This window comes from Marinobacter sp. KM021 (genome assembly GCF_050707965.1).
Lineage (GTDB): Bacteria > Pseudomonadota > Gammaproteobacteria > Pseudomonadales > Oleiphilaceae > Marinobacter > Marinobacter shengliensis.
In genome coordinates this window covers 2,797,469-2,818,368 of sequence record NZ_CP136129.1, presented here as the reverse complement: position 1 = coordinate 2,818,368, position 20,900 = coordinate 2,797,469, and the positions used below count along the sequence as shown (strand labels likewise).

Below are 20,900 nucleotides of genomic sequence, written 5' to 3'. Positions count from 1 at the left end.
AGATGCGCGGTTCGGCCGGATTTAACAGCATCGCAACCTATGAGGTGTAATATGGCACTGTCTGCCAGTGAGAAAGCTCAGATCGTTAAGGATTTTCAGCAAGGTGATGGCGATACCGGTTCCCCTGAGGTTCAGGTAGCTCTGCTGAGCGCCAACATCAACAAGCTGCAGGATCACTTCAAGGCCAACAAGCAGGATCACCATTCCCGCCGCGGCCTGATCCGGATGGTAAACCAGCGTCGTAAGCTGCTGGACTACCTGAAGCGTAAAAACGCCGACCGTTACCTGGAACTCATCCAGCGTCTGGGTCTGCGTCGCTAAGCCGGGTTTCGACCTGAAGGTAAAGGCCGGGCTTGTCCCGGCCTTTACCGCGCTTTTCTCCCTTTATTTTTGCTGCAGTTGATTTGTCCGTGGAGCCGAAGGGTTTTCTCTGTCTAATGGAAAGCCGATATTGATAGCAGGTTGTTGAAAGCCCGGGTGCTGTCGGGAAGCCGCAGTCCCAACCGGGGTTTTGCAACAGCCTGTTAGCTTTCAGACGGGTTGCCTTTTGGTTCACAGATCAGACTGCTGCAGTTGAACCCAGAGTTACTAACTGAAAAAGCAGGAGTTTATTGTGGATCTGCAACCACGTATTAAAACCTTTGAAATGGGTGGGGAAACCTTCACCCTGGAAACCGGTCGTATTGCCCGTCAGGCAACCGGCGCGGTACTGGTAAGCACCGGCGACACTGCCGTTCTGGGCACTGTGGTTGGCGCCAAGGAGCCCAAGCCGGGCCAGGGTTTCTTCCCCCTGACCGTGAACTACCAGGAAAAAACCTACGCCGCCGGCAAAATCCCGGGTGGTTTCTTCAAGCGTGAAGGTCGTCCGTCCGAGAAAGAGACCCTGACTTCCCGCCTGATCGACCGTCCGATCCGCCCGCTGTTCCCGAACGGCTACATGAACGAAGTGCAGGTTGTGCTGACAGTTATGTCGGCCAGCAAGAACCATGATCCGGACATCGCTGCCATGATCGCTGCCTCTGCAGCCTTGGCCATCTCCGGTATCCCGTTCGACGGCCCGATTGGTGCTGCCCGTGTGGGTTACACCAACGAGAAAGGCTACGTCCTGAACCCCACCTTTGAAGAGCTGGCCAGCTCTGATCTGGATATGGTGGTTGCCGGTACCGAAGACGCCGTACTGATGGTTGAATCCGAGGCCAAAGGCCTGACCGAAGACCAGATGCTGGGCGGCGTACTGTTCGGCCATCAGGAAATGCAGGCGGCCATTACCGCCATCAAGGAATTTGCCGCTGAACACGGCAAGCCGCGCTGGGAGTGGCAGCCTGAAGCTGAAAACACCGAGCTGCTGAACGCCATCAAGGCCGAGTTCGGTGGTGCCATCGAAGAAGCCTACGCAATCCGCGACAAGATGGCTCGCTATGAGCGTCTGGGCGAGATCAAATCCGCTGCCGTTGAAAAACTGGCCAGTGAAGAAGAAGGCCAGCCGTCCGAAGAGGAAGTGAAGAAGTACTTCGGCAAGGTTGAGAAGTCTGTGGTTCGTCTGCAGGTTATCGAAGGCAAGCCGCGTATCGATGGCCGTGACAACAAGACCGTTCGCCCGATCAAGGTGGAAGTTGGTGTGCTGCCGTCCGTGCACGGTTCTGCCCTGTTCACCCGTGGCGAGACCCAGGCCATCGTCACCGCCACGCTGGGTACCACCCGTGACGTGCAGATCATCGATGCCCTGGAAGGCGAGCGCAAAGACCCGTTCCTGTTCCACTACAACTTCCCTCCGTACTCCGTAGGTGAAGCGGGCCGTATGGGCTCCCCGGGCCGTCGTGAAATCGGTCACGGTCGCCTGGCCAAGCGTGGTGTAGCCGCGGTTATGCCGACCATCGAAGAATTCCCGTATGCCATCCGTGCGGTGTCTGAGATCACCGAATCCAACGGTTCCAGCTCCATGGCTTCCGTGTGTGGTTCTTCCCTGGCCCTGATGGACGCTGGTGTGCCCCTGAAGGCGCCGGTGGCCGGTATCGCCATGGGTCTGGTCAAGGAAGGCGACAAGTTCGCGGTCCTGACTGACATCCTGGGTGACGAAGACCACCTGGGCGATATGGACTTCAAGGTTGCCGGTACCAAAGAGGGCGTTACTGCCCTGCAGATGGATATCAAAATCCAGGGTATTACCGACGAAATCATGGAAATCGCCCTGGAGCAGGCCAACGCTGCGCGTCTGCACATCCTGGGCGAGATGAACAAAGTGATCGCCGAGCCCCGCGCCGAGCTGTCTGAGCGTGCGCCGAGCATCACTACCATCAAGATCCATCCGGACAAGATCCGTGATGTTATCGGTAAGGGTGGCGCGACCATTCGTGGTATTTGCGACGAGACCGGCGCTTCCATCGACCTGGACGACGACGGCAACGTGAAGATCTACGCCGACAACGCTGCGGCCGCACAGGCTGCCGTGAATCGCGTGAAAGAAATCACTGCCGAGATCGAAGTGGGTGCTATCTACAAGGGCCGCGTTGAGCGGATTGTGGACTTCGGTGCCTTTGTTAACATCCTGCCCGGCAAGGATGGTCTGGTGCACATTTCCCAGATCTCCGAGCGCCGTATCGAGAACGTCACTGACGAGCTGAGCGAAGGTCAGGAAGTTCTGGTCAAGGTTCTGGATGTGGACAACCGTGGTCGCGTCAAGCTGTCCATGAAGGAAGTTAAGGAAGGCGAGCAGCCGACTGACTTCGCTGACTGATTTTTCAGTTAGTCAGTATTGAGAAAACCCGCCTTTTGGCGGGTTTTCTCGTTTCTGGGCCTAAAAAACCCCTTCCATGAACTCCAATACCGCCTCCCGATACGCTGGCAGAATAAACGTCGCGCCGTGGGGCGTATCGGTCCTCAGGAAGTGTTTGGGCTGTTCTGCGGCTTCATAAAGGCGTATGCCGTGGTGGAGCGGGATGATGCCGTCGCGGGCGCTGTGGATGATTTTGACGGGGACCGGGGCGATGTTGGCGATGCGGTCTACACCTTCGTAGTCGTTGGTGATGCTCCAGCTCAGGGGGATCTGGAATGGCCAGGTGAGCCAGAATTCTCCGAGTTTTTCGCGGGCGATCAGGCGGAAGCCGGAGAAGGTGCCGTCGAGGATTACGCCGCTGAGTTGGGGTTGTTCGCCGCGTTGCACCCATTCACTGGCGAGGGCAATGCCGAGGCCGCCGCCGAGGCTTTGGCCGAGGAGGAACAGGGGGTGGTCGTTTTCGGGGTGGCGTTCTGCGAGCCAGCGCAGGCCGGTTTCGGTGTCGTGCAGGGCGCCCTCTATGTCTGGGGCGCCGGTGGATTGGCCGTAGCCCCGGTAGTCTATGGCAAATACGTTGTAGCCTTGCTCCGGCAACCAGGCGACGTTGAGGATGTGGGCGCTGACGTTCTGGGCGTTGCCGTGCAGGTAATAGACCGTGCCTTTGGCGGGTTCTTCTGTGAGGGCGGGCAGCCACCAGCCGTGGAGGGTTTCACCATCGGCGGTGTCCAGGTAGATGTCTTCATACTCCAGGTTCAGGCGGTCCGGGGTGATGTAGGTTACCTTGTCCGGGTAGAAGAACACGCTGCTGCAGCCGGTTTGCAGCAGGGCGAGCAAGGCCAGCAGGATGAGTGTTGCCGGCCGCTTGTCCAGCCTGGAGAGCGTCAGAAATACGCGTGAATGCCAGCCTGCCATATGCTTTGGTACCTGTCGAAGTGATCTTCCCGGGTGAATTCGGCAAACAGGCTGAATTCCCGGCCGATGTGCAGATTGCCTTTAACGTACAGCTGGTCCTGCCGGTGTTGGCTGCTGATGATCCAGGCTTTGGTCTTGGCGCCGGCTAAAAGGCTGAACCGGCTGTTCTGATGCAGCACGCCAAGATCAGCGCCCGGGGCGAAGTCGTAGCCGCGGCGGATGTCATCGTCGATCTCCAGGTCAGCAGTGGCCACGGCGAAGGCCTGGGTATTGTGGTTCAGGCTCCAGCTCCCACCGGCACCGCCCTCCAGGTAGGGCGTGAGCACTCGCTGTGTGCCGGTGTCTGTGCGCCGCCCGCCGAAGCCTACCTGCCAGGAAATGGGAGAGAAGAACTGGTTGCGAGGGCTCAGGGACCGGATCTCCACACCTACGATCTGTTCCACCTGAAGTTCGTCATTGTCGTGATAGAGCCGGGCGTCCAGCCGCAGGAACTGTAATTGGGCACCAGACCGGTAGCCTTCCGGCGGGTCCAGCACGTCATGGTAGGCGGGGCGCAGGGTCAGTTGGGTGAATTCGGCGTGGTCAAGCTGGCCACTGCCGAGGCTGACCCGGAAAGTGTCGTGGCCCTGGTCGTCACGAACCGCAGGCTCCGGTACCGGAGGTATCTCCTGCGCATCGTCTATCCGGCTGCGTGAGATCAGTAGCTGATGCGACAAGGGGGCGGAAAACTCCCTTGGCCAGCCACGGGCTTCGCTTTGATAGCGCACGTAATCGTAGGTGGCGTCCAGTACCCAGGCTCTTTCCTGTGTCGAGAGCTGTTGCATCTCAGGGCCATTCACCTGCACGTAACCATTGGCGATGGCTGCGGCCAGGGTTTGATGGTCACGGGGCAGGGTATCGAGGCTGTGGCTAACAGCTGTGGCGGCCGAAGGCCGGTAATGAATGCTTTCGACAAGGCCTGCATCCCGAACCCAGCGTACCGTGTCGGATGGGATTGCGTGAGTGCTTACTTCTCCCAGCAGGTTGGTGCCCGGGCGCGCGGCATCAATCAGTGCCAGCAAGCGATAGGCGCAGTTCTCGTCAAAGAAGTAGTAATCGAAGTTTTTGTCCTGAATCTCCCAGGTGTGGGCCAGCATGGTGTCTACTTCCGGCTGGGTCAGGTTCAGGGTGTATTCCCATAAGTCCCTGTGTTCAATGTCGTTGTACAGCCGGATCATTTCGTAATAGGGGCGGATGGAGGTAATTCCGGGATAGCCGCCGAAAATTCCCCGATAGGCAAATAGCAGCTCGCTGTCGTGTTCAGCTGCGTCCGCCGCGTAAGAAATAGTATTGGCCAGCAGCAGGTCGGCTTCTTCATCCTCCTGGGGTGGGTCCAGTCGAAGGAATGTGTGGCCGAACATGGACGATGGGCTGTTCAGATACGAGGCGGCGAACACCAGTGTGACCTTCTCGGTGTTCAGTTCGGTCGCCCACTCGTCATAAGCGGGGCAAACGACAGGATCAGCGGGCAGGTCGAGCTGTTCCCGAAGCCAGGCATCCCGGGCCGGAAAGCGGCATCGGGCGTGATCGTTGCCTTCACCTGGCTCCTGAATAGCGGCAAGCGTTGCTTCCAGTTCTTCCCTGGGTGAGGTTTTGCCGTTCTCGCTCAGAAAAAACGCAGAGTCGTCCGCCTGACTGGTGTAGCCGGCGCCAAATCGGTCAGGCTGGTAGTGACCAAGGGTCAACCATACCGGGTGAAGTTGCAGTTCATCAGGTGTGATGGCAACGGCTGCCTGGGCCGAGAGTGAGCATGCAAGCCACAGAGCGGCCTGACGGAGGCGCAAGATGTTACCCATAGGGGAGATCAGAGTCCGGATTGCGATTGGGTGCAGGAGGGCGCCATCCGTGGCGCCAGTCAGTCTGAGTTATTAATTTATCAAGCTACTACATACTTCCGTAGGGATTTATCCTGCTCCATGAGGCTTACGATTGCGTCAACAGCTTGCCCTGTTGTTGCTTCTGGAGAGGGGAAAATTATTTCAAAATTAGATTGTAAAAGATGATAGAAGGCTGGGCGTTCATCGGGTGTGATACCGAGAGTAACGGCCATTGCCTCCAGATTCTCTCCGCTGCCCTTTGAAATATCTGCAGCTACGGCTGAACCGCGAGAATCAATCAGCATTGCCATCGATTGTACGCTCTGGTTCGTGTTACAGCCCACAATCCCGAACGTCATACTCACAGTTTGGGAAGCCATGCCGTTGGTGGTTGCCCCTAACACGTGAGGAATTACGCCAGACTGTCCTTTCCAAATCATAGCGCCAACACCACAGCCAGGTTGGGCGAACACCATGGAAGACGCTGATATTAGCAGGGCTCCTAAAACGATTCTTTTCATTTTTTCTCTCCTTGCGGTCTTTTCGAGCAAGGCTGTTCTCAGCCTACCCTTCTAGCAAGTGTAGTTACATTATTTTGGTTGTGAAGGAGCACCTAAGATTTTTTTAGAAAAAATACTCTAAGTGTATAGAGTTTGAGTCGGAATCCAGCTCGTGTCGAGCGGTGATCTGGACGTTACTGAGGGGTTGAATAGCTGCCACGATTTCAGTCTGTTTAGTTAGCTTTGAATTAATAAAACTACGAGTTTTATGCTTTATGCCAAAGAAGAAAGGCTGAGAGTAGAGAAAGGCTTCAGCTTTGATTCGGGGAGTAGCAAAGTTCTCTCGAATCGAAATCGCAACTTCTGGCAAGTACGAGATAGTAATTCTTGGGGTTGTATGAGCTATACCAACACCGATTGACGATGAATCTGACAGTTCATTTTCTTGATTTGAGTGCCTATCTATGACTGTTTTGTAAGACCAGGCAATCGATGTATTCTCGGAAATATATTTTGCATTTAAGGACTCTAGCTCAATGATATTTATTTTTTTTATTTTTGGGGACCCATTTATATCAACAGCTTCAATATCTAAGAAGTTGAATGTATTTCTATCGTTGAGTGTGGTGGAGAATGGCGAGTCGATTCCTTTGTACCCAAGTTTAAATCCGATACCTGAATAATATTTTCCACTAAATTTCTGAACACCGGTACTGATCTTCCTTGGGGTAGTGAAAATGGGTTGAGTATTCGAAGTTATGACCGATCTGAAAAGTTTTTTATTCTCTGGTGTAGGATCCTTTTTGCTGAGTGCAAGCATTGTTGTAGCGTTATTTTTGTTGGTAATGCCCTTTTTGTCTAGCCGATTTAATATGTCGATAGGGTAAATTCTTAAGTGCTCTTGGTTGTCTTCTAATATTTTAACGGCTTGGATTGCTCTTAGGATTTCAGATGAGCAGTTATAAGAAAAGAATTTGTATGGGTATGTTGTTTTTTGGAGTTCTTTTGTGTGTAGATACAAAAGAATAGACTTTTCATGTTCAATGTTAAGGTCAAAAATAGTAAGTGAGCGATTTTCGATGTTAGTGTATTGTTCAATTATAGGATGAAAGACCTGTTCCGAAAATCGCCCCTCAAAGCCTCCATTAACACCCTTTGTTATAGTGTCTATTGGGGACTTGCTATCACCGGTATCAGCAGTGAATGTGACTACATGATCGAAGTATGGAGCGCCCCTGTTAAAGCTAAATCCAAGCAAAATATGGCCAAAATATGACATTGGCGAGCGATTACTGGCATCTGCAAAAATCACAGTAGTCGCAACGCCTGACTCTGCGAATGGATTGGCTATTGTATTATTAAAGCAATGCTCTACCGAGAAGTTCCCCGTAAGATTTTCTTGCAATGACAGCCAATAGTATCTTGCTGGAAATTTGCACCTAGAATCTGTGCTGTTTTGCTCGAACAGAGCTTGAAGCTCTATATCCAATACGGCAGTTTCGGACAGATAGAACGAATTGGGTTTAGAGTCTTGGTTTGGACCTAGATAAAGTAAGCTCGCTATTTCTTGGGCCTGGCTCTCTGTAATTGTATCAAGGTTTAATTTGGCTGCGAGTAACGTGGACGGGAGGGATAAAAAACAAAAGACGACTATTAATATTATCTTCATAGTTATCGATTATGGTTTATTGAGGTTAATCCACTAAGCTCCTTTATCAATTCGCCGGGTGTTTGACTTTTAATTATTTTTTCTGAAAAGTTCTCGCAGCCTACTAATTTCTTGATGCAAAGAAGGTCTTTTAGCGCTCTGCTTTCATCGGATTTTTCTGGGTCAGCTTTCATCGCTTGGAAGTTTAAATAAATAAAGGTTTTCCACTTATAGAATTGACTGTTGGGGGCCTTTTCGAGACTGGCGCCGCACAATATGACTGTGGACGCCAGAATGAAGAATAATCGGTATGCTTTTATACGCAACTTGATATTCTTTTAGTGCTATTTAGATTGAAGCTCAAAAAAGTATGCATTCGGCTCGTATTCAAAAGCGGCGCCGGTAATCATGTCTGTAGTGCTCAGGTCCCAGAAAACGTTTAAGAGGGTTACTGAGTCATACTGCTTTGTTAGATCCCTGCTGACGCTGTGGTATCCATCTTTAGATATCATTACGGTATCTTTTTTGTTTTTGGGCAATCTAACAGTCATTGGTGTGTTGCCGATTCTTTCGCCGTCAATAAAAATGGCTGCCCCTGATGGCTCACTTTGGAACGTCACAGCTTGATTGTTACCTTTGATAACAGTGCTGCAACCAGAGATAAGCGCCAACGAAGCTACTACTGCAGTGACCTTTTTCATTTCAAATCCCTCATAAAAGAGCTACCAAATTTTACATACCTAAGTAATGTAATCAAGTAAAAATGTTTTGTTTCAGCCCATTGAAAGAGAATTTAGCCGCTCCCAAGGTACGCCTCCCGCACTTCCGGATTGGCCAGCAGGTTCTTGCCGGTGTCGTGCAGCCGGATGCGCCCGGTTTCCAGCACATAACCCCGGTCGGCCAGGTTCAGGGCCTGATGGGCGTTCTGTTCCACCAGGAACACGGTGATGCCTTCCTCCCGAAGGTGGCCGATGATCTCGAATATCTGTTTGATGATGATCGGCGCCAGGCCCAGTGACGGCTCATCCAGGATGATCATCCGGGGTTTGCTCATCAGTGCCCGGCCGATGGCGAGCATTTGTTGCTCGCCGCCAGACATAGTGCCGGCCCGCTGGTGTTCCCGCTCCTTCAGGCGGGGGAACAGCTCGTACACGTGATCCTGGCTTTTACGGATCTCGGCCTTGGTGTTGAAGAACCCACCCATGGCCAGGTTCTCTTCCACCGTCAGCCCCGAGAATACCCGGCGGCCTTCCGGCACGATGGCAATGCCGGAGCGCATGATGTTGGAGGTGGCTTCATTGGTAATATCCCGGCCTTCCAGGATCACCCGCCCGGCACTGGCCTGCGGGCTGCCGCACACCGTCATCAGCAGGGTGGTTTTACCGGCGCCATTGGCTCCGATGAGGGAGACAATTTCGCCCTTGTTAACTTCCACAGACACCCCGTGCAAGGCCTCGATCTTGCCATAGTGGGTATGAACATTTTCCAGTACCAGCATAGTGTTTCCTCAGGCCTCGCCCAGATAGGCTTTGATCACATCGTCGTTCTGGCGGACTTCTGCCGGGGTGCCGCTGGCCAGGGGGCGGCCTTGGTTGATGACGGTTATCCGGTCGGAAATGTCCATCACCAGGCTCATGTCGTGCTCGATCAGCAGTACCGACACGTTGTAGTCGGACTTCAGGCTGACAATCAGCTGGTTGAGGTCTTTGGTTTCTGCCGGGTTCAGGCCGGCGGCCGGTTCATCCAGCATCAGCAGTTTGGGCTCGGTCACCATGCAGCGGGCAATCTCCAGGCGCCGTTGCTGGCCGTAGGCCAGATTGCCGGCATCCCGGTTGGCAAGATCAAGCAGACCCACCCGCTCCAGCCAGTAGGCCGCCCGGTCCAGGGATTTCTGCTCCCGTGAACGGTAGTTGGGGGTTTTAATCAGTCCGGACAGCAGGTTGGTGTTCAGATGCCGATGCTGGGCCACCAGCAGGTTTTCCACCACGGTCATTTTGTTGAACAAGCGAACGTGCTGAAAGGTCCGCACCATGCCCAGCCGCGAGATTTTGTAGTCGGGCTTGCCTTGCACCTCTTTGCCTTTGAACAAGATCTTGCCACCACTGGGCTTGTAGAACCCGCTGATGCAGTTAAATACCGTGGTTTTGCCGGCACCGTTTGGCCCGATGATGGAAACGATTTCGTGTTCCTGCACATCCAGGCTCACCTGATCGACGGCCAGCAGGCCGCCGAAGCGCATGGACAGATTTTTTACATCCAGCATGTCTGTCACTCCTGCCGTTTCAGTTCAATGTGAATCCGCCGCATGGGCATCAGGCCCTGTGGTCGCCACACCATCATCAACACCATGGCTGCACCGAACACCAGCATGCGGTAGTCGGCAAACTCACGGGCGAGCTCCGGCAGTATGGTGACCGCAATGGCGGCGAGTATGACGCCGATTTGCGAGCCCATGCCGCCGAGCACAACAATGGCCAGAATGATGGCGGATTCAAGGAACACGAACGACTCCGGGCTGATAAAGCCCTGCTTGGAGGCAAACACGGTGCCGGCAAAGCCGGCAAAGAACGCGCCGATGGTGAACGCTGAAAGCTTCACCGCGGTGCGGCTCAGGCCCAGTGAGCGGGCGGCAATTTCATCTTCCCGCAGGGCTTCCCAGGCCCGGCCCACTGGCATGCGCATCAGTCGGCGAATCACCAGAGCGGTGATCACCGCCAGTACCAGGGCTATCAGGTACAGGAAAATCACTTTGTGCTCGCCGCTGTAGGCAATACCAAAGGTTTCGTGGAACGAGGTATTGCCTTCTTCCTTAACGCGCCGGCCAAACTCCATTCCGAACAAGGTGGGTTCGGGAATGCCGCCGATGCCGTTGGGGCCGCCGGTAATGGAGGTCCAGTTATTCAGCAGAATCCGGATAATCTCCCCGAAACCAAGGGTCACGATGGCCAGGTAATCGCCCCGCAATCGCAGTACGGGAAAACCCAGTACCAGGCCGAACAGGGCGGCGAGCAGGGCACCGATGGGCAGGGCCATCCAGAACGAAATGCCCATGTACTGGGACAGCAGGGCAAAGGTATAGGCGCCCACGGCATAGAAGGCGACGTAGCCAAGATCGAGCAGGCCGGCAAGACCAACCACCACGTTCAAGCCCAGCGCCAGCATGACGTAGATCAGCACCAGAGTTGCCAGATCCACCGAGCCCCTGGACACGAAGAACGGCCAGAACAGGGCCAGCACAATGATGCCGGTCAGCGCCCAGGACTCCAGTTTTACCCGCTTGGCCTGGGGCATGGGTTCACGGCCTGCCAGTGGGTTCAGTGCCGGCAGTTTGCCGAGATTTCCCATGATGGTGTCGCGATACAGCTGGAAGAAAAACACAATGGCGGCGGCTACGAACACCGAGATAATGGTGCTGGCATCGGCGCCTTCCAGGCCGACCCGGGTGCCCCGGGCAACCAGGTTAAGGCCCAGGATGGGGAAGGCGATGACCATGGTGACCACCGCGCAGAACAGAGCGTGCTTGAAGTTGTGTGCTGCCATCAGATCTTCTCAACCTCCGGTTTGCCCAGCAGTCCGGTGGGTTTGAACAGCAGAATCAGAATCAGCAGGCTGAACGACACCACGTCTTTGTACTCCCCGCTCAGATAGCCGGAGGTCATGCTTTCGGCAACGCCCAGAATCAGCCCGCCCAGCATGGCGCCGGGGATGCTGCCGATGCCGCCGAGCACCGCCGCAGTAAAGGCTTTCAGGCCGGCGATAAAACCGAACAAGGGGTCCACCGAGCCGTAGTACATGCCCAACAGCAGGCCGGCCACCGCGGCCAGCGCGGCGCCAATCACGAAGGTGGCGGAGATGATGCGGTTGGTATCAATACCCAGCAGGTTGGCCATGCCCAGATCCTGGGACACGGCCCGGCAGGCGCGGCCGATGCGCGAACGGGCGATAAATAGCGAAAGGATGGTCATGCAGACCAGGGTTGTGATGAAGATGGTGATCTGCATGTAGGAAATCGACAGCTGGAAGCCTTCGCCCGTACCAAAACGGAAGCTGCCATCAATCAGCGCCGGGAAGCCAATGTTGCGGGAACCCTGCGCCAGGTGCACGTAGTTCTGCAGGAAGATAGACATGCCGATGGCGGAGATCAGTGGAATCAGCCGGTGCCGGCCGCGTACTGGCCGATAGGCAACCCGTTCCACAGCCCAGCCCATGGAGCTTGAAACAATCATGGCGCAGATCAGCGCGACGATCAGCACCAGCGGTAACCAGGCAATGCCCAGGGTGGCGAGGCCGGTAATGGCGATCAGCGCGGTGTAGGCACCGATCATGTAGATCTCACCATGGGCGAAGTTGATCATGCCGATGATGCCGTAAACCATCGTATAGCCGATGGCGATCAGGGCATAGGTGCTGCCGATCGTCAGCCCGTTGATGAGCTGCTGCGAGAAATAAAGGAGGTCTTGCATCTGTGTGGAACTCCGAATGCCTGCTGCCCGCACTCCTTGTCCCTTTGACGGGTTGGCCGTCTGGTCGCAAAGCGGGTCAGCAGAAGCCCAGAAAAACACCTTCCCCCGGGTTACGGCGAGAAGGTGTTCTCATAATGACCGTCTGTAAACGATGTTGGCTCAGTTGACCGGAGTCTTGCTGCCGTCGGAGTGCCATTCGTAGACGACAAACTCGAAGGACTCCATATCGCCCGCCTGGTTGTACTGAACGGTACCGATGGGCGTTTCGAAAGTGCCGGCGCGCAGGGCCTTGGCTACTTCAAACGGATCTTTGGTACCAGCCTGCTCGATGCCATCGGCAACCAGCTGAACAGCTGTATAGGAGGTGAGAACAAATGGGCCGGATGGGTCTTCACCCTTGTCAGCGAAGGCGGCTACCAGATCCTGGTTCTCTTCTTTCTCGTCAAAGCTGGGTGGCAGGGTAACCAGCAGGCCTTCGGCGGCTTCGCCTGCAATGGTGTTGATGTCTTTGTTGCCAACGCCTTCAGGCCCCATGAACTTCGCGTTCACGTCCGCCTGGCGTGCCTGGCGAAGGATCAAGCCAAGCTCCGGGTGGTAGCCGCCGTAGTAGACGAAATCCACGTTGGCCTGTTTGATTTTGGTAACCAGTGACGAGAAGTCTTTGTCACCGGCGGTGATGCCTTCAAACATGGCCACTTCCACGCCGGCATTGCGCAGGGTGTCACGCACCGCCGTGGCAATGCCTTCACCGTACTGCTGTTTGTCGTGGATGACAGCGACCTTATTCGGGTTCTGGCTGACGATGTACTCACCGGCGACCGGGCCCTGCATGCTGTCCAGGCCGATGGTGCGGAATACCAGCTCATAACCACGCTGGGTAATTTCCGGGCTGGTTGATGCCGGGGTTATCATCAGGATGCCTTCGTCTTCATAAATATCAGACGCCGGCTGGGTGGAGCTGGAACACAGGTGACCCACCACGTATTGAACACCCTGGTTGACCAGGCGGTTGGCAACGGTGACGGCCTGCTTGGGGTCGCACACGTCATCTACCTCCACGCCCACCAGTTGTTCGCCCATAACGCCGCCGGCAGCATTGATGCGTTCAATGGCCATGCGGGCGCCAGAAAACTGCATATCACCATACTGGGCAACGGGGCCGGTCATCGGGCCGGCAATACCAATTCGGATTTCAGCGCCGGCCTGGCCGGCGGCCATCAGGGCAACAGAAGCGCCTACAGCGGTAGCGAGTTTCTTAACGGACATTTTCATCGTGATGTTCCTGTTTGTTCAGGGTTATTGTTATGTTCTCAGAGACTTAAACAAACACCACAGCCAGCTGCTTGTCAAGCAGATCGGGCCAGGGTTTGCTCTGGAACACAGCGTCGCTTTCCAGGGTGGAATCAGCAAGCTCTGTGCCGTTCTCTGCGATGTTATGCGTCCGTGCTGTCGTCCTGATCGGTGAAGACCAGCGTCCTGTAACTTTCGTGATCGTGCAGTGGCTCGAAACTGGGGTCGACGGAGGCATCGTCCCGGTAGGCTTCGGAGATGTCGATGGCTTTCTCCAGAGTGCTGACGGCATCTTCCCAGCGGCCAATCTCCGCGTAGGCGCAGGCCAGTTGGTAATGGGCGTGGCCGTTATCCGGCGCCAGTTTCAGGGCCCGCTGGCACAAGCTAATGGCCCAGAGGGGTTCACGCATTTCCAGAACGGCGTCGGCTTTGTAGCTCAGGGCTTCCACATCATCAGGGCGCAGGTCCAGAATCTGGTCGTAGGCGGAGATCTTGTTTTGCTGGGAGGTCTCCTGGCTTGCCTTCAACCAGAGCGCGTGCACCTCGTTAGTGCGTTCAATCTCTGCCTGGTTCTGGTGAATGATCTCGGATTTCTGCTGCAACTGCTCTTCAATGGATTTCAGGCGCTTCTCGTACTCCACCACCAGTTCGTTTACCCGTTTCTCGGCCAGGCTGGTGAGCTGGTTGCGCATGTCGCGGATCGAGTTCCAGCCAATCACAACCAGGATAGAGGTGGCGCCGGCAATCAGGTAAAAGAAGTAGGTGACGGTATCGGTGGCGTAGGACATGGTCTTGTCGGCCACTGACAATTCCTTGTCGACCACTTTTTCAATTAACTCGGCCCGGGTGTTCTGCATCTCCTGCCGCAATGCTTTCACCTCATCCAGCAGATAGCGCTCCACGAATGGATTGTACAGGGGGCTTTCCAATTCACCGATTCGCTCATCAACGTCTTCGTCCGTCACTTGCTGGGCCGACTCAGCCGGTTGCTGTTGGGCCATGGAGGCGCTGGCGAAAGTGATAGCAAAAACGAGTGTGAGGAAAAACCTGATCATCAACCGTTATCCGTTTCTGGGTGAGTGGCAAGCTGATGACCATAGCATAATGGCCACCAGAAAAAATGCCGCATACCTGGTGCGCGGCATGCTGAGCAATATAGGACGCAAGCTAGGTGATAATGCCCACTTGCAATTGCCAGTGCAAAGACCTCTAATATTTAGAGGCATAAATAATGGGTACATTCTGGAGCAGTGGTGTGAACAATTACGAGCAGGTGTTGGTGGCGCTTCGGCGGGTTATCCGGGCGACCGATCTTCATTCCAAGCGGTTGAGCAAGCACGCCGGGCTGACAGGGCCACAGCTGTTGATCATGCGCACTATCCGGGACCTCGGGGAGGTGACCATTGGCACCATCGCCGAAAATGTCAGTCTTAGTCAGGCCACCGTAACCACCATCCTGGACCGCCTGGAGCTGCGTAAACTGGTGTACCGGGTGCGCAGCACGCAAGACAAGCGAAAAGTGCACGCGCACCTGACCGAAGAAGGCGCCGAGATACTCGCCCGCGCCCCCAACCCGCTGCAGGAAGACTTCATCGCCAAGTTCCAGAGCCTGGCCGAATGGGAGCAGACCATGATCCTGGCCTCATTGCAGCGAGTAGCGAACATGATGGATGCCGACGACATTGATGCGTCGCCGGTGCTGACCGTTGGCTCTGTGCTCAAGGATGATGGCTGGAAGGAAAAAGCCTGACTGGGGCTTGTCCTAAGGGTCTGTCCCCGAATGGGGACTGACCCATCTTGGACCCATGGGTTCTAGTTGGGTGCTTTAGACGGGCAAAAGTGGGTCAGTCCCCTTTGGGGACAGACCCCTAGGACTGACCCATCTTGGAACCAATGGGTTCTGGTTTGGCGGCATGGACGGGCAAAAGTGGGTCAGTCCCCTTTGGGGACAGACCCTTCAAAACCTAATGCACACTAGAGCCCTGCCTCGGCTTATTCCCAAAACACACCTGAAACACATCGTTGTAGTGCTTGGCGAAATTCACCGATATCCCTTCCTTCAGATACTCCGGCAATTCCTCATAATCCCCGCGGTTTGCCTCCGGCAGTATCAGGTTATTGATCTTCTGCCGCCGCGCCGCAATCACCTTCTCCCGAATGCCACCCACCGGCAACACCTGCCCGGTTAGTGTCAGCTCTCCGGTCATGGCAATGTTTTGCTGTGGGGCTTCCTTGCGGGCGATGGAGAGCAGGGCGGTGGCCATGGTGACGCCGGCGCTGGGCCCGTCTTTCGGGGTGGCGCCTTCTGGTACGTGCAGGTGCACGAAGGATTTATCGAAGAAGGTCGGGTCGCCCTTGAAGCGCTTCAGGTTGGAAGACACAAAGCTGTAAGCAATCTCTGCCGATTCCTTCATGACATCCCCCAGTTGCCCCGTGAGCTTGAAGCCCCGTTGGCTGGTGTGAATGCGGGAGGCTTCGATACTCAGTGTGGCGCCGCCCATGGCGGTCCAGGCCAGGCCGGTGACCACGCCGGTGCCTTTCAGAGATTTCTCTTTCTTGAACGCCGGTTGTCCCAGGTAACTCACCAGATCAGACACCCCTACTTTCACTGGCTCATCCGGGTTTTCCAGCAGCCTCACAATGCCCTTGCGGATAATCTTGTGCAGCAGTTTTTCCAGGTTCCGCACACCGGCTTCCCGGGCGTAACCTTCAATCACCTGGCGGATCGCCGCATCGGTAATGTTCAGCTGTTTTTTCAGCAGCCCGGCCCGTTTCAGCAGGCGTGGCAGCAAGTGGTGCTTGGCGATGGCCAGCTTCTCTTCGCCGATGTAGCCAGACAAGCGAATCACATCCATCCGGTCCAGCAGGGGCCGGGGAATGGTGTCCAACTGGTTGGCGGCGCACACGAACAGCACCTTGGACAGGTCCATGCGCACGTCCAGGTAATGGTCCAGGAATTCCCTGTTCTGTTCCGGGTCCAGTGTTTCCAGCAGGGCAGAGGCCGGGTCGCCTTGATAGGAACTGCCGATCTTGTCGATCTCATCCAGCATGATGACCGGGTTGGCCACCTTGCTGTCTTTCAGGGCCTGAACGAACTTGCCGGGCATGGCGCCGATGTAGGTGCGGCGGTGGCCCTTGATCTCGGCTTCATCGCGCATGCCGCCTACACTGAACCGGTAAAACTCCCGGCCCAGGGCGTCTGCCACCGAATGGCCAATGGAGGTTTTGCCTACGCCCGGCGGGCCTACCAACAACAGTATGGAACCACTCACTTCACCCTTGAAGGTGCCTTCGGCCAGGAACTCAATGATGCGATCCTTAACATCGTCCAGACCATCGTGGTCTCGGTCCAAAATGCGGCGGGCTTCGGCCAGGTCAAAATGGTCTTCGGAATGCACACCCCAGGGCACCTGGGTAATCCAGTCCAGATAATTGCGGGTAACGCCGTATTCCGGGGAGCCCTGTTCCAGTACCTGCAGTTTCTGGATTTCATCCTTGAACCGCTCTTGCACCGCCTCCGGTGGATTCAGCTTGGCCATGCGCTCTTCAAAACGCTCCACGTCCGCGGTCTTATCGTCCTTGGCGATGCCCAGCTCCCGCTGGATGACCTTCAGCTGCTCCCGCAGGAAGAATTCCCGCTGGTGCTTCTGCACCTTCTCGTTCACTTCTTCGTTGATCTCGGATTGCAGGCGGGCCACTTCCTGCTCCTTGCGCATCAGTAAAAGAACCTTCTCCATGCGCCGGAGCAGGGGTACGGTATCCAGCACATCCTGCAATTCGCGACCCGGGGCGCTGGTCATGGAGGCGCCGAAATCCGCCAGGGGTGAACTGTCTTCCGGGCCAAAGCGGGACAGGTACTGCTTCACTTCCTCACCATACAGAGGGTTGGTGCGCAGCAATTCCTTGATGGCAGCGATGATGGCCAGGGTGTAAGCCTTCAGTTCATCGGCCGGCTCCTCTGGCTCTTCCGGGTATTCCACTTCCACCAGGTAGGGTGGGCGGCGGCGCAGCCACTGAACAATCCTGAACCGCTGCATGCCCTGGGCAATAAACTGCACCTTGCCACCTTCGCTCTGGGCGTGGTGAACCTTCACCGCACACCCCATCGTCTCGAGGTCATCGCTGGCGGGAATGCCGGTGTCGGACTCCGGATCTTCCACAAAGCAGATGCCCAGAACCTTGTGGTCGGTTTCACCCACCCGCTTCAGGGTTTCCTGCCAGGGGTCCTGGTTCACCACCACGGGCTGCACCTGGGCCGGAAAGAACGGCCGGTTCGACACTGGCAACACATACATACGCCGCGGCCTGGCCTGTTGAGGCAAGACCAGGCTTTTGCTGTTCTCGTCTTTGCCGATGTACTCGGTCACATCTTCTTCAAATTCTTCCAGGGAGTCTGTGCGGTTCTCGTCATTCATACCGTGCTGCTCTCAAGGCTGAGTGGTTAAAGACCTATGTGACGGCATTGGCGAGATTTTCAAGCTTAGGGTAATGTAATTACAATGTAGTTTTTGGGGAAGAGATCCATGAGAGACGAATACGACTTTTCAGAGGCGAAAAGAAACCCCTACGCCAAGGCGTTGAAAAAGCAGATCACGATTCGGGTGGACGAAGATGCGCTGGGATACTTCAAGGCATTGGCCGAAGAATTGGGCGTGCCTTATCAGAGCCTGATCAATCTTTATCTGCGGGACTGCGCGCAGGCTCGAAGGAAGCCGGATCTGCACTGGAAATGAAGCTGGTGACTTGATTTTGTGCTCCTCGCCCCAATACCGGACGTATCAAATTCATTTCAGCTTCGGGTAACTGTATGACCGCTTCGCCGTACATCTTCGACGCCACCGCCGACAACTTTCAGCAGAAAGTAATGGAAGCCTCCGCCACCACCCCAATCCTGGTGGACGTATGGGCCGAATGGTGCGCGCCTTGTAAGCAGCTGATGCCGATTCTGCAGAAGCTGGCGGAGGAGTATCAGGGGAATTTCCAGCTGGCCAAGGTGAATGCAGACGAACAGCAGGAGCTGACGGCTTCCCTGGGTGTGCGCAGCCTGCCCACGGTGATTCTGGTGAAGAATGGCCAGGCGGTGGATGGTTTTAACGGTGCCCTGCCGGAAAGTGAGATCCGCAAGGTGCTGGAAAAGCACATCGACGCGCCGTCTGAAGACCCCTACGAGAAAGCCCACGCCCTGTGGGAAGCCGGTGATGTAGACGGTGCCCTGGCCATCCTCACCGAGATGAACCAGAAAGACCCGGAAAACCTGGATGTGCTGATCGACCTGGCCCAGCTGAAAGCCGAGCAGGGCGATCTCGACACCGCCGAGCAGGTGCTCAACAGCCTGCCGCCGGAAGAGAAGCTGCAGCACAAGGCCAAACAGCTGGCGGCCAGGGTGAAGTTTTTGAAGCAGTCCGGTGAACTGCCGGCGCAGTCGGAACTGGAGGCAAAGCTGGAAGCCAATCCGAAAGACCCGGAAGCCCTGCACCAATTGTCCCTGCACAAGGTACTGCAGGACAAAAACGCCGAAGCCATGGATCTGCTGATTCGCCTGATGCAGTCAGACAGCACCTACAAAGACGGTATCGCCAAGACTACGCTGGTGGAACTGTTCGAGAAGCTGGGGAACAACAATCCGGATGTGCGTACCTACCGCCGTAAACTCTACACCCTGATGCACTGACAAAGGATGGCTGGCCTGGCTGTCAAGGTCAGGCCAGCAACGCCACCGATTTGATCAGCGCGTACACCTGCTTGCCCGTTGCCAGCCCCAGTTGCTGGACCGCCCGGGCGGTGATTTCCGCCAACAGCAATTGACCGTCCGCCGTTCGGCAGGCCACCACGCAACGGTTGTCCCTGGGCGGGTCTATGCGTTCGATGGTCACCGGCAGGTGGTTCTGAATGCTGATGTGTTGAGGGTCTACCAGAGACAAACTGACGTCCCGGGCAAGAATGCTAATCCGGGTTCTGTTCGTCCCGGCTGCCGGCGCAGAACTTGTTAACCACAGGCGAGCCTCCGGCGGGCCAAAAGGCCGGGCGTTGTCTTCTCCCGCCTCACCCAGAGTACCTTCCAGAACAGAAGCGGCTCCCGCATCATCGAACAACGGTGAGTCTGGCCGGGCCAGGGCCTCTCGCAAGGTTTCCACGTTTTGAATCTGGCCGTTCTGCATGAACACCACCCGGTCTGCCAGCCGGGTGACCTCATCCGGGGAATGGCTGACCATGATAATCGGCACCCCGGATTCCGCCGCCATGCGTGACAGAAACGGCATGATTTCCCGTTTGGTCTGGGTATCCAGCGCCGCCATGGGTTCGTCCAGTAGCAGCAACTGGGGGCTGATCAACAACGCACGGCCAAGGGAAAATCGCTGGCGCTGGCCCCCGGAGAGTTGATCAATCCGCCGGTCCAGCAGGTGCTCAATACCCAGCATGGCGGTCACTTCGTCCGGGTGAAGCCGACGTTGTTCCGCCGGTGTGCGCTGGTAGCCATACAGCAGATTCTCACGGGCAGACAGGTGAGGGAGCAGGCTGTGCTCCTGAAACACCAGGCCAATCCTGCGCTTGTGCAGGGGTAGAAACTGCCGGCCCCGTTGCCAGTGCTGCCCGCCAAAGCGCACCACCGCACCCTTTGGCCGTTCCAGGCCGGCGATAATGCGCAGCAGGGTGGTTTTGCCGCAACCGGAGCGGCCAAACAGCGCGGTGACACCCTCCAGCGGTAGCTCATGGTTAACCTTGAGCTCAAACTCCTTGCCGTGGCGAAGGTGTGCCTGCAGGTACAGGGTCATAGCTTGGCGACCTCGAACCGGCGGTTAATGCTGTACACCACAAACAAGGTGACAAAGGCGAAGATCAATAACATCAGCGACAGGCTGTGGGCGGCATCGTAGTTCATGGCCTCGGCGTGATCGTAGATCAAAACCGATAGCACCTTGGTTTCACCCGGAATGCTGCCACCGAGCATCAAAATAACGCCGAACTCTCCCAGGGTGTGGGCGAAGGTCAGCGTGGCGGCTACCACAAAACCGCCCCGGCTGAGAGGGAAGATCACCGTTCGGAGCCGGTCCCAGGCGCCGGCGCCCAGGCTGCTGGCCACCTCGACCGGGCGCCGGCCCAGGTTGCGAAAGGTTTCAGTCAGCGGTTGCACGGCAAAGGGCATGGAATAGATAACCGAGGCAATCAGAATCCCCTCAAACGAAAACGCCAGGTGCTGAAAACCCAAGTCCTGGAGGGTTTGGCCCACTACGCCCCGGGGCCCAAGAGTGATCAGCAGGTAGAACCCCAGCACGGTGGGCGGCAGCACCAGTGGCAGCGCCACAATGGCCTGCACCACGGTACGGAATTGGGTGCGCCCCTGCGCCAGCCACCAGGACAAAGGTGTGGCCAGCAATAACAGAATGATGGTGGTGTAAAGGCAGAGCTTGAAGGTGACTTCAATGGCCTGCCACTCTGCGGGGCCGAGTTGAAACATTG

19 protein-coding genes are annotated in these 20,900 nt (G+C 56.1%); 5 read left to right on the top strand and 14 right to left on the bottom strand.

The annotated features are described in order from the left end of the window. Positions 1 to 51 precede the first annotated feature (51 nt). Positions 52 to 321 (top strand): 30S ribosomal protein S15, encoded by a 270-nt coding sequence (gene rpsO, locus RVM24_RS13285; protein WP_011786757.1) that lies wholly within the window; start codon positions 52 to 54, stop codon positions 319 to 321. A gap of 298 nt (positions 322 to 619) precedes the next feature. Next, positions 620 to 2,734, top strand: a complete 2,115-nt coding sequence (gene pnp / locus RVM24_RS13280) for a polyribonucleotide nucleotidyltransferase (protein ID WP_431475408.1) — start codon at positions 620 to 622, stop codon at positions 2,732 to 2,734. Positions 2,735 to 2,794: 60 nt separating this feature from the next. Here the strand turns inward: pnp and RVM24_RS13275 are convergent, their stop codons facing one another. From RVM24_RS13275 to RVM24_RS13225, 11 genes are all read right to left on the bottom strand, one after another. Continuing rightward, a complete protein-coding gene (locus RVM24_RS13275; protein ID WP_431474184.1) occupies positions 2,795 to 3,685 on the bottom strand; it encodes an alpha/beta hydrolase in 891 nt (296 codons plus the stop codon). Next, the gene (locus RVM24_RS13270) at positions 3,655 to 5,520 is read right to left on the bottom strand and encodes a DUF4105 domain-containing protein (RefSeq protein WP_431474183.1); all 1,866 of its coding nucleotides are present in this window, start codon (positions 5,518 to 5,520) and stop codon (positions 3,655 to 3,657) included. Before RVM24_RS13270 ends, RVM24_RS13275 begins: the two co-directional genes overlap by 31 nt. 80 nt (positions 5,521 to 5,600) lie before the next feature. Continuing rightward, positions 5,601 to 6,062: a DUF3015 family protein gene (locus RVM24_RS13265; RefSeq protein ID WP_058092557.1), complete on the bottom strand. Its 462-nt coding sequence runs from the start codon at positions 6,060 to 6,062 to the stop codon at positions 5,601 to 5,603. 103 nt (positions 6,063 to 6,165) lie between these two features. Continuing rightward, positions 6,166 to 7,710, bottom strand: coding sequence for a DUF4105 domain-containing protein (locus tag RVM24_RS13260; protein ID WP_431474182.1), 1,545 nt, complete (start codon positions 7,708 to 7,710; stop codon positions 6,166 to 6,168). 323 nt (positions 7,711 to 8,033) lie between these two features. Next, positions 8,034 to 8,390 carry a PEGA domain-containing protein gene (locus tag RVM24_RS13255; RefSeq protein ID WP_058092560.1) on the bottom strand — a complete coding sequence of 119 codons (357 nt, stop codon included), beginning with the start codon at positions 8,388 to 8,390 and terminating at the stop codon, positions 8,034 to 8,036. Positions 8,391 to 8,482: 92 nt separating this feature from the next. Beyond that, entirely contained in the window at positions 8,483 to 9,187 is a 705-nt protein-coding gene (locus RVM24_RS13250) for an ABC transporter ATP-binding protein (RefSeq protein ID WP_431474181.1), read from the bottom strand. A gap of 9 nt (positions 9,188 to 9,196) precedes the next feature. After that, positions 9,197 to 9,952, bottom strand: coding sequence for a high-affinity branched-chain amino acid ABC transporter ATP-binding protein LivG (gene livG / locus RVM24_RS13245; RefSeq protein WP_431474180.1), 756 nt, complete (start codon positions 9,950 to 9,952; stop codon positions 9,197 to 9,199). Positions 9,953 to 9,957: 5 nt separating this feature from the next. Continuing rightward, positions 9,958 to 11,229 carry a high-affinity branched-chain amino acid ABC transporter permease LivM gene (locus RVM24_RS13240; protein ID WP_058092563.1) on the bottom strand — a complete coding sequence of 424 codons (1,272 nt, stop codon included), beginning with the start codon at positions 11,227 to 11,229 and terminating at the stop codon, positions 9,958 to 9,960. Then, positions 11,229 to 12,152 carry a high-affinity branched-chain amino acid ABC transporter permease LivH gene (gene livH, locus RVM24_RS13235; RefSeq protein ID WP_230715466.1) on the bottom strand — a complete coding sequence of 308 codons (924 nt, stop codon included), beginning with the start codon at positions 12,150 to 12,152 and terminating at the stop codon, positions 11,229 to 11,231. Before livH ends, RVM24_RS13240 begins: the two co-directional genes overlap by 1 nt. A 159-nt stretch (positions 12,153 to 12,311) precedes the next feature. Further along, positions 12,312 to 13,424, bottom strand: coding sequence for a branched-chain amino acid ABC transporter substrate-binding protein (locus tag RVM24_RS13230; RefSeq protein WP_330165893.1), 1,113 nt, complete (start codon positions 13,422 to 13,424; stop codon positions 12,312 to 12,314). 161 nt (positions 13,425 to 13,585) lie between these two features. Next, positions 13,586 to 14,497, bottom strand: coding sequence for a TPR end-of-group domain-containing protein (locus RVM24_RS13225; RefSeq protein WP_431474179.1), 912 nt, complete (start codon positions 14,495 to 14,497; stop codon positions 13,586 to 13,588). A 200-nt stretch (positions 14,498 to 14,697) separates the two neighbouring features. On the opposite strand from RVM24_RS13225, the gene RVM24_RS13220 reads away from it, so the two are divergent. Further along, positions 14,698 to 15,192: a MarR family winged helix-turn-helix transcriptional regulator gene (locus tag RVM24_RS13220; RefSeq protein ID WP_106694135.1), complete on the top strand. Its 495-nt coding sequence runs from the start codon at positions 14,698 to 14,700 to the stop codon at positions 15,190 to 15,192. Positions 15,193 to 15,406: 214 nt separating this feature from the next. Here RVM24_RS13220 and lon read toward each other — a convergent pair whose 3' ends face one another. Further along, the gene (gene lon / locus RVM24_RS13215) at positions 15,407 to 17,857 is read right to left on the bottom strand and encodes an endopeptidase La (protein ID WP_431474178.1); all 2,451 of its coding nucleotides are present in this window, start codon (positions 17,855 to 17,857) and stop codon (positions 15,407 to 15,409) included. A gap of 108 nt (positions 17,858 to 17,965) precedes the next feature. Here lon and RVM24_RS13210 point away from each other — a divergent pair, with 108 nt between their 5' ends. Beyond that, complete coding sequence (locus RVM24_RS13210) at positions 17,966 to 18,175, top strand: BrnA antitoxin family protein (protein ID WP_061330619.1); 210 nt, start codon at positions 17,966 to 17,968, stop codon at positions 18,173 to 18,175. Between the two features lie 74 nt (positions 18,176 to 18,249). Further along, entirely contained in the window at positions 18,250 to 19,113 is an 864-nt protein-coding gene (gene trxA / locus RVM24_RS13205) for a thioredoxin (protein WP_072676310.1), read from the top strand. Positions 19,114 to 19,141: 28 nt separating this feature from the next. Here trxA and modC read toward each other — a convergent pair whose 3' ends face one another. Next, positions 19,142 to 20,215 (bottom strand): molybdenum ABC transporter ATP-binding protein, encoded by a 1,074-nt coding sequence (gene modC / locus RVM24_RS13200; protein ID WP_230715463.1) that lies wholly within the window; start codon positions 20,213 to 20,215, stop codon positions 19,142 to 19,144. Next, positions 20,212 to 20,898, bottom strand: a complete 687-nt coding sequence (modB, locus tag RVM24_RS13195; protein ID WP_230715460.1) for a molybdate ABC transporter permease subunit — start codon at positions 20,896 to 20,898, stop codon at positions 20,212 to 20,214. The genes modC and modB overlap by 4 nt, the downstream gene beginning before the upstream one ends. Positions 20,899 to 20,900 lie beyond the last annotated feature (2 nt).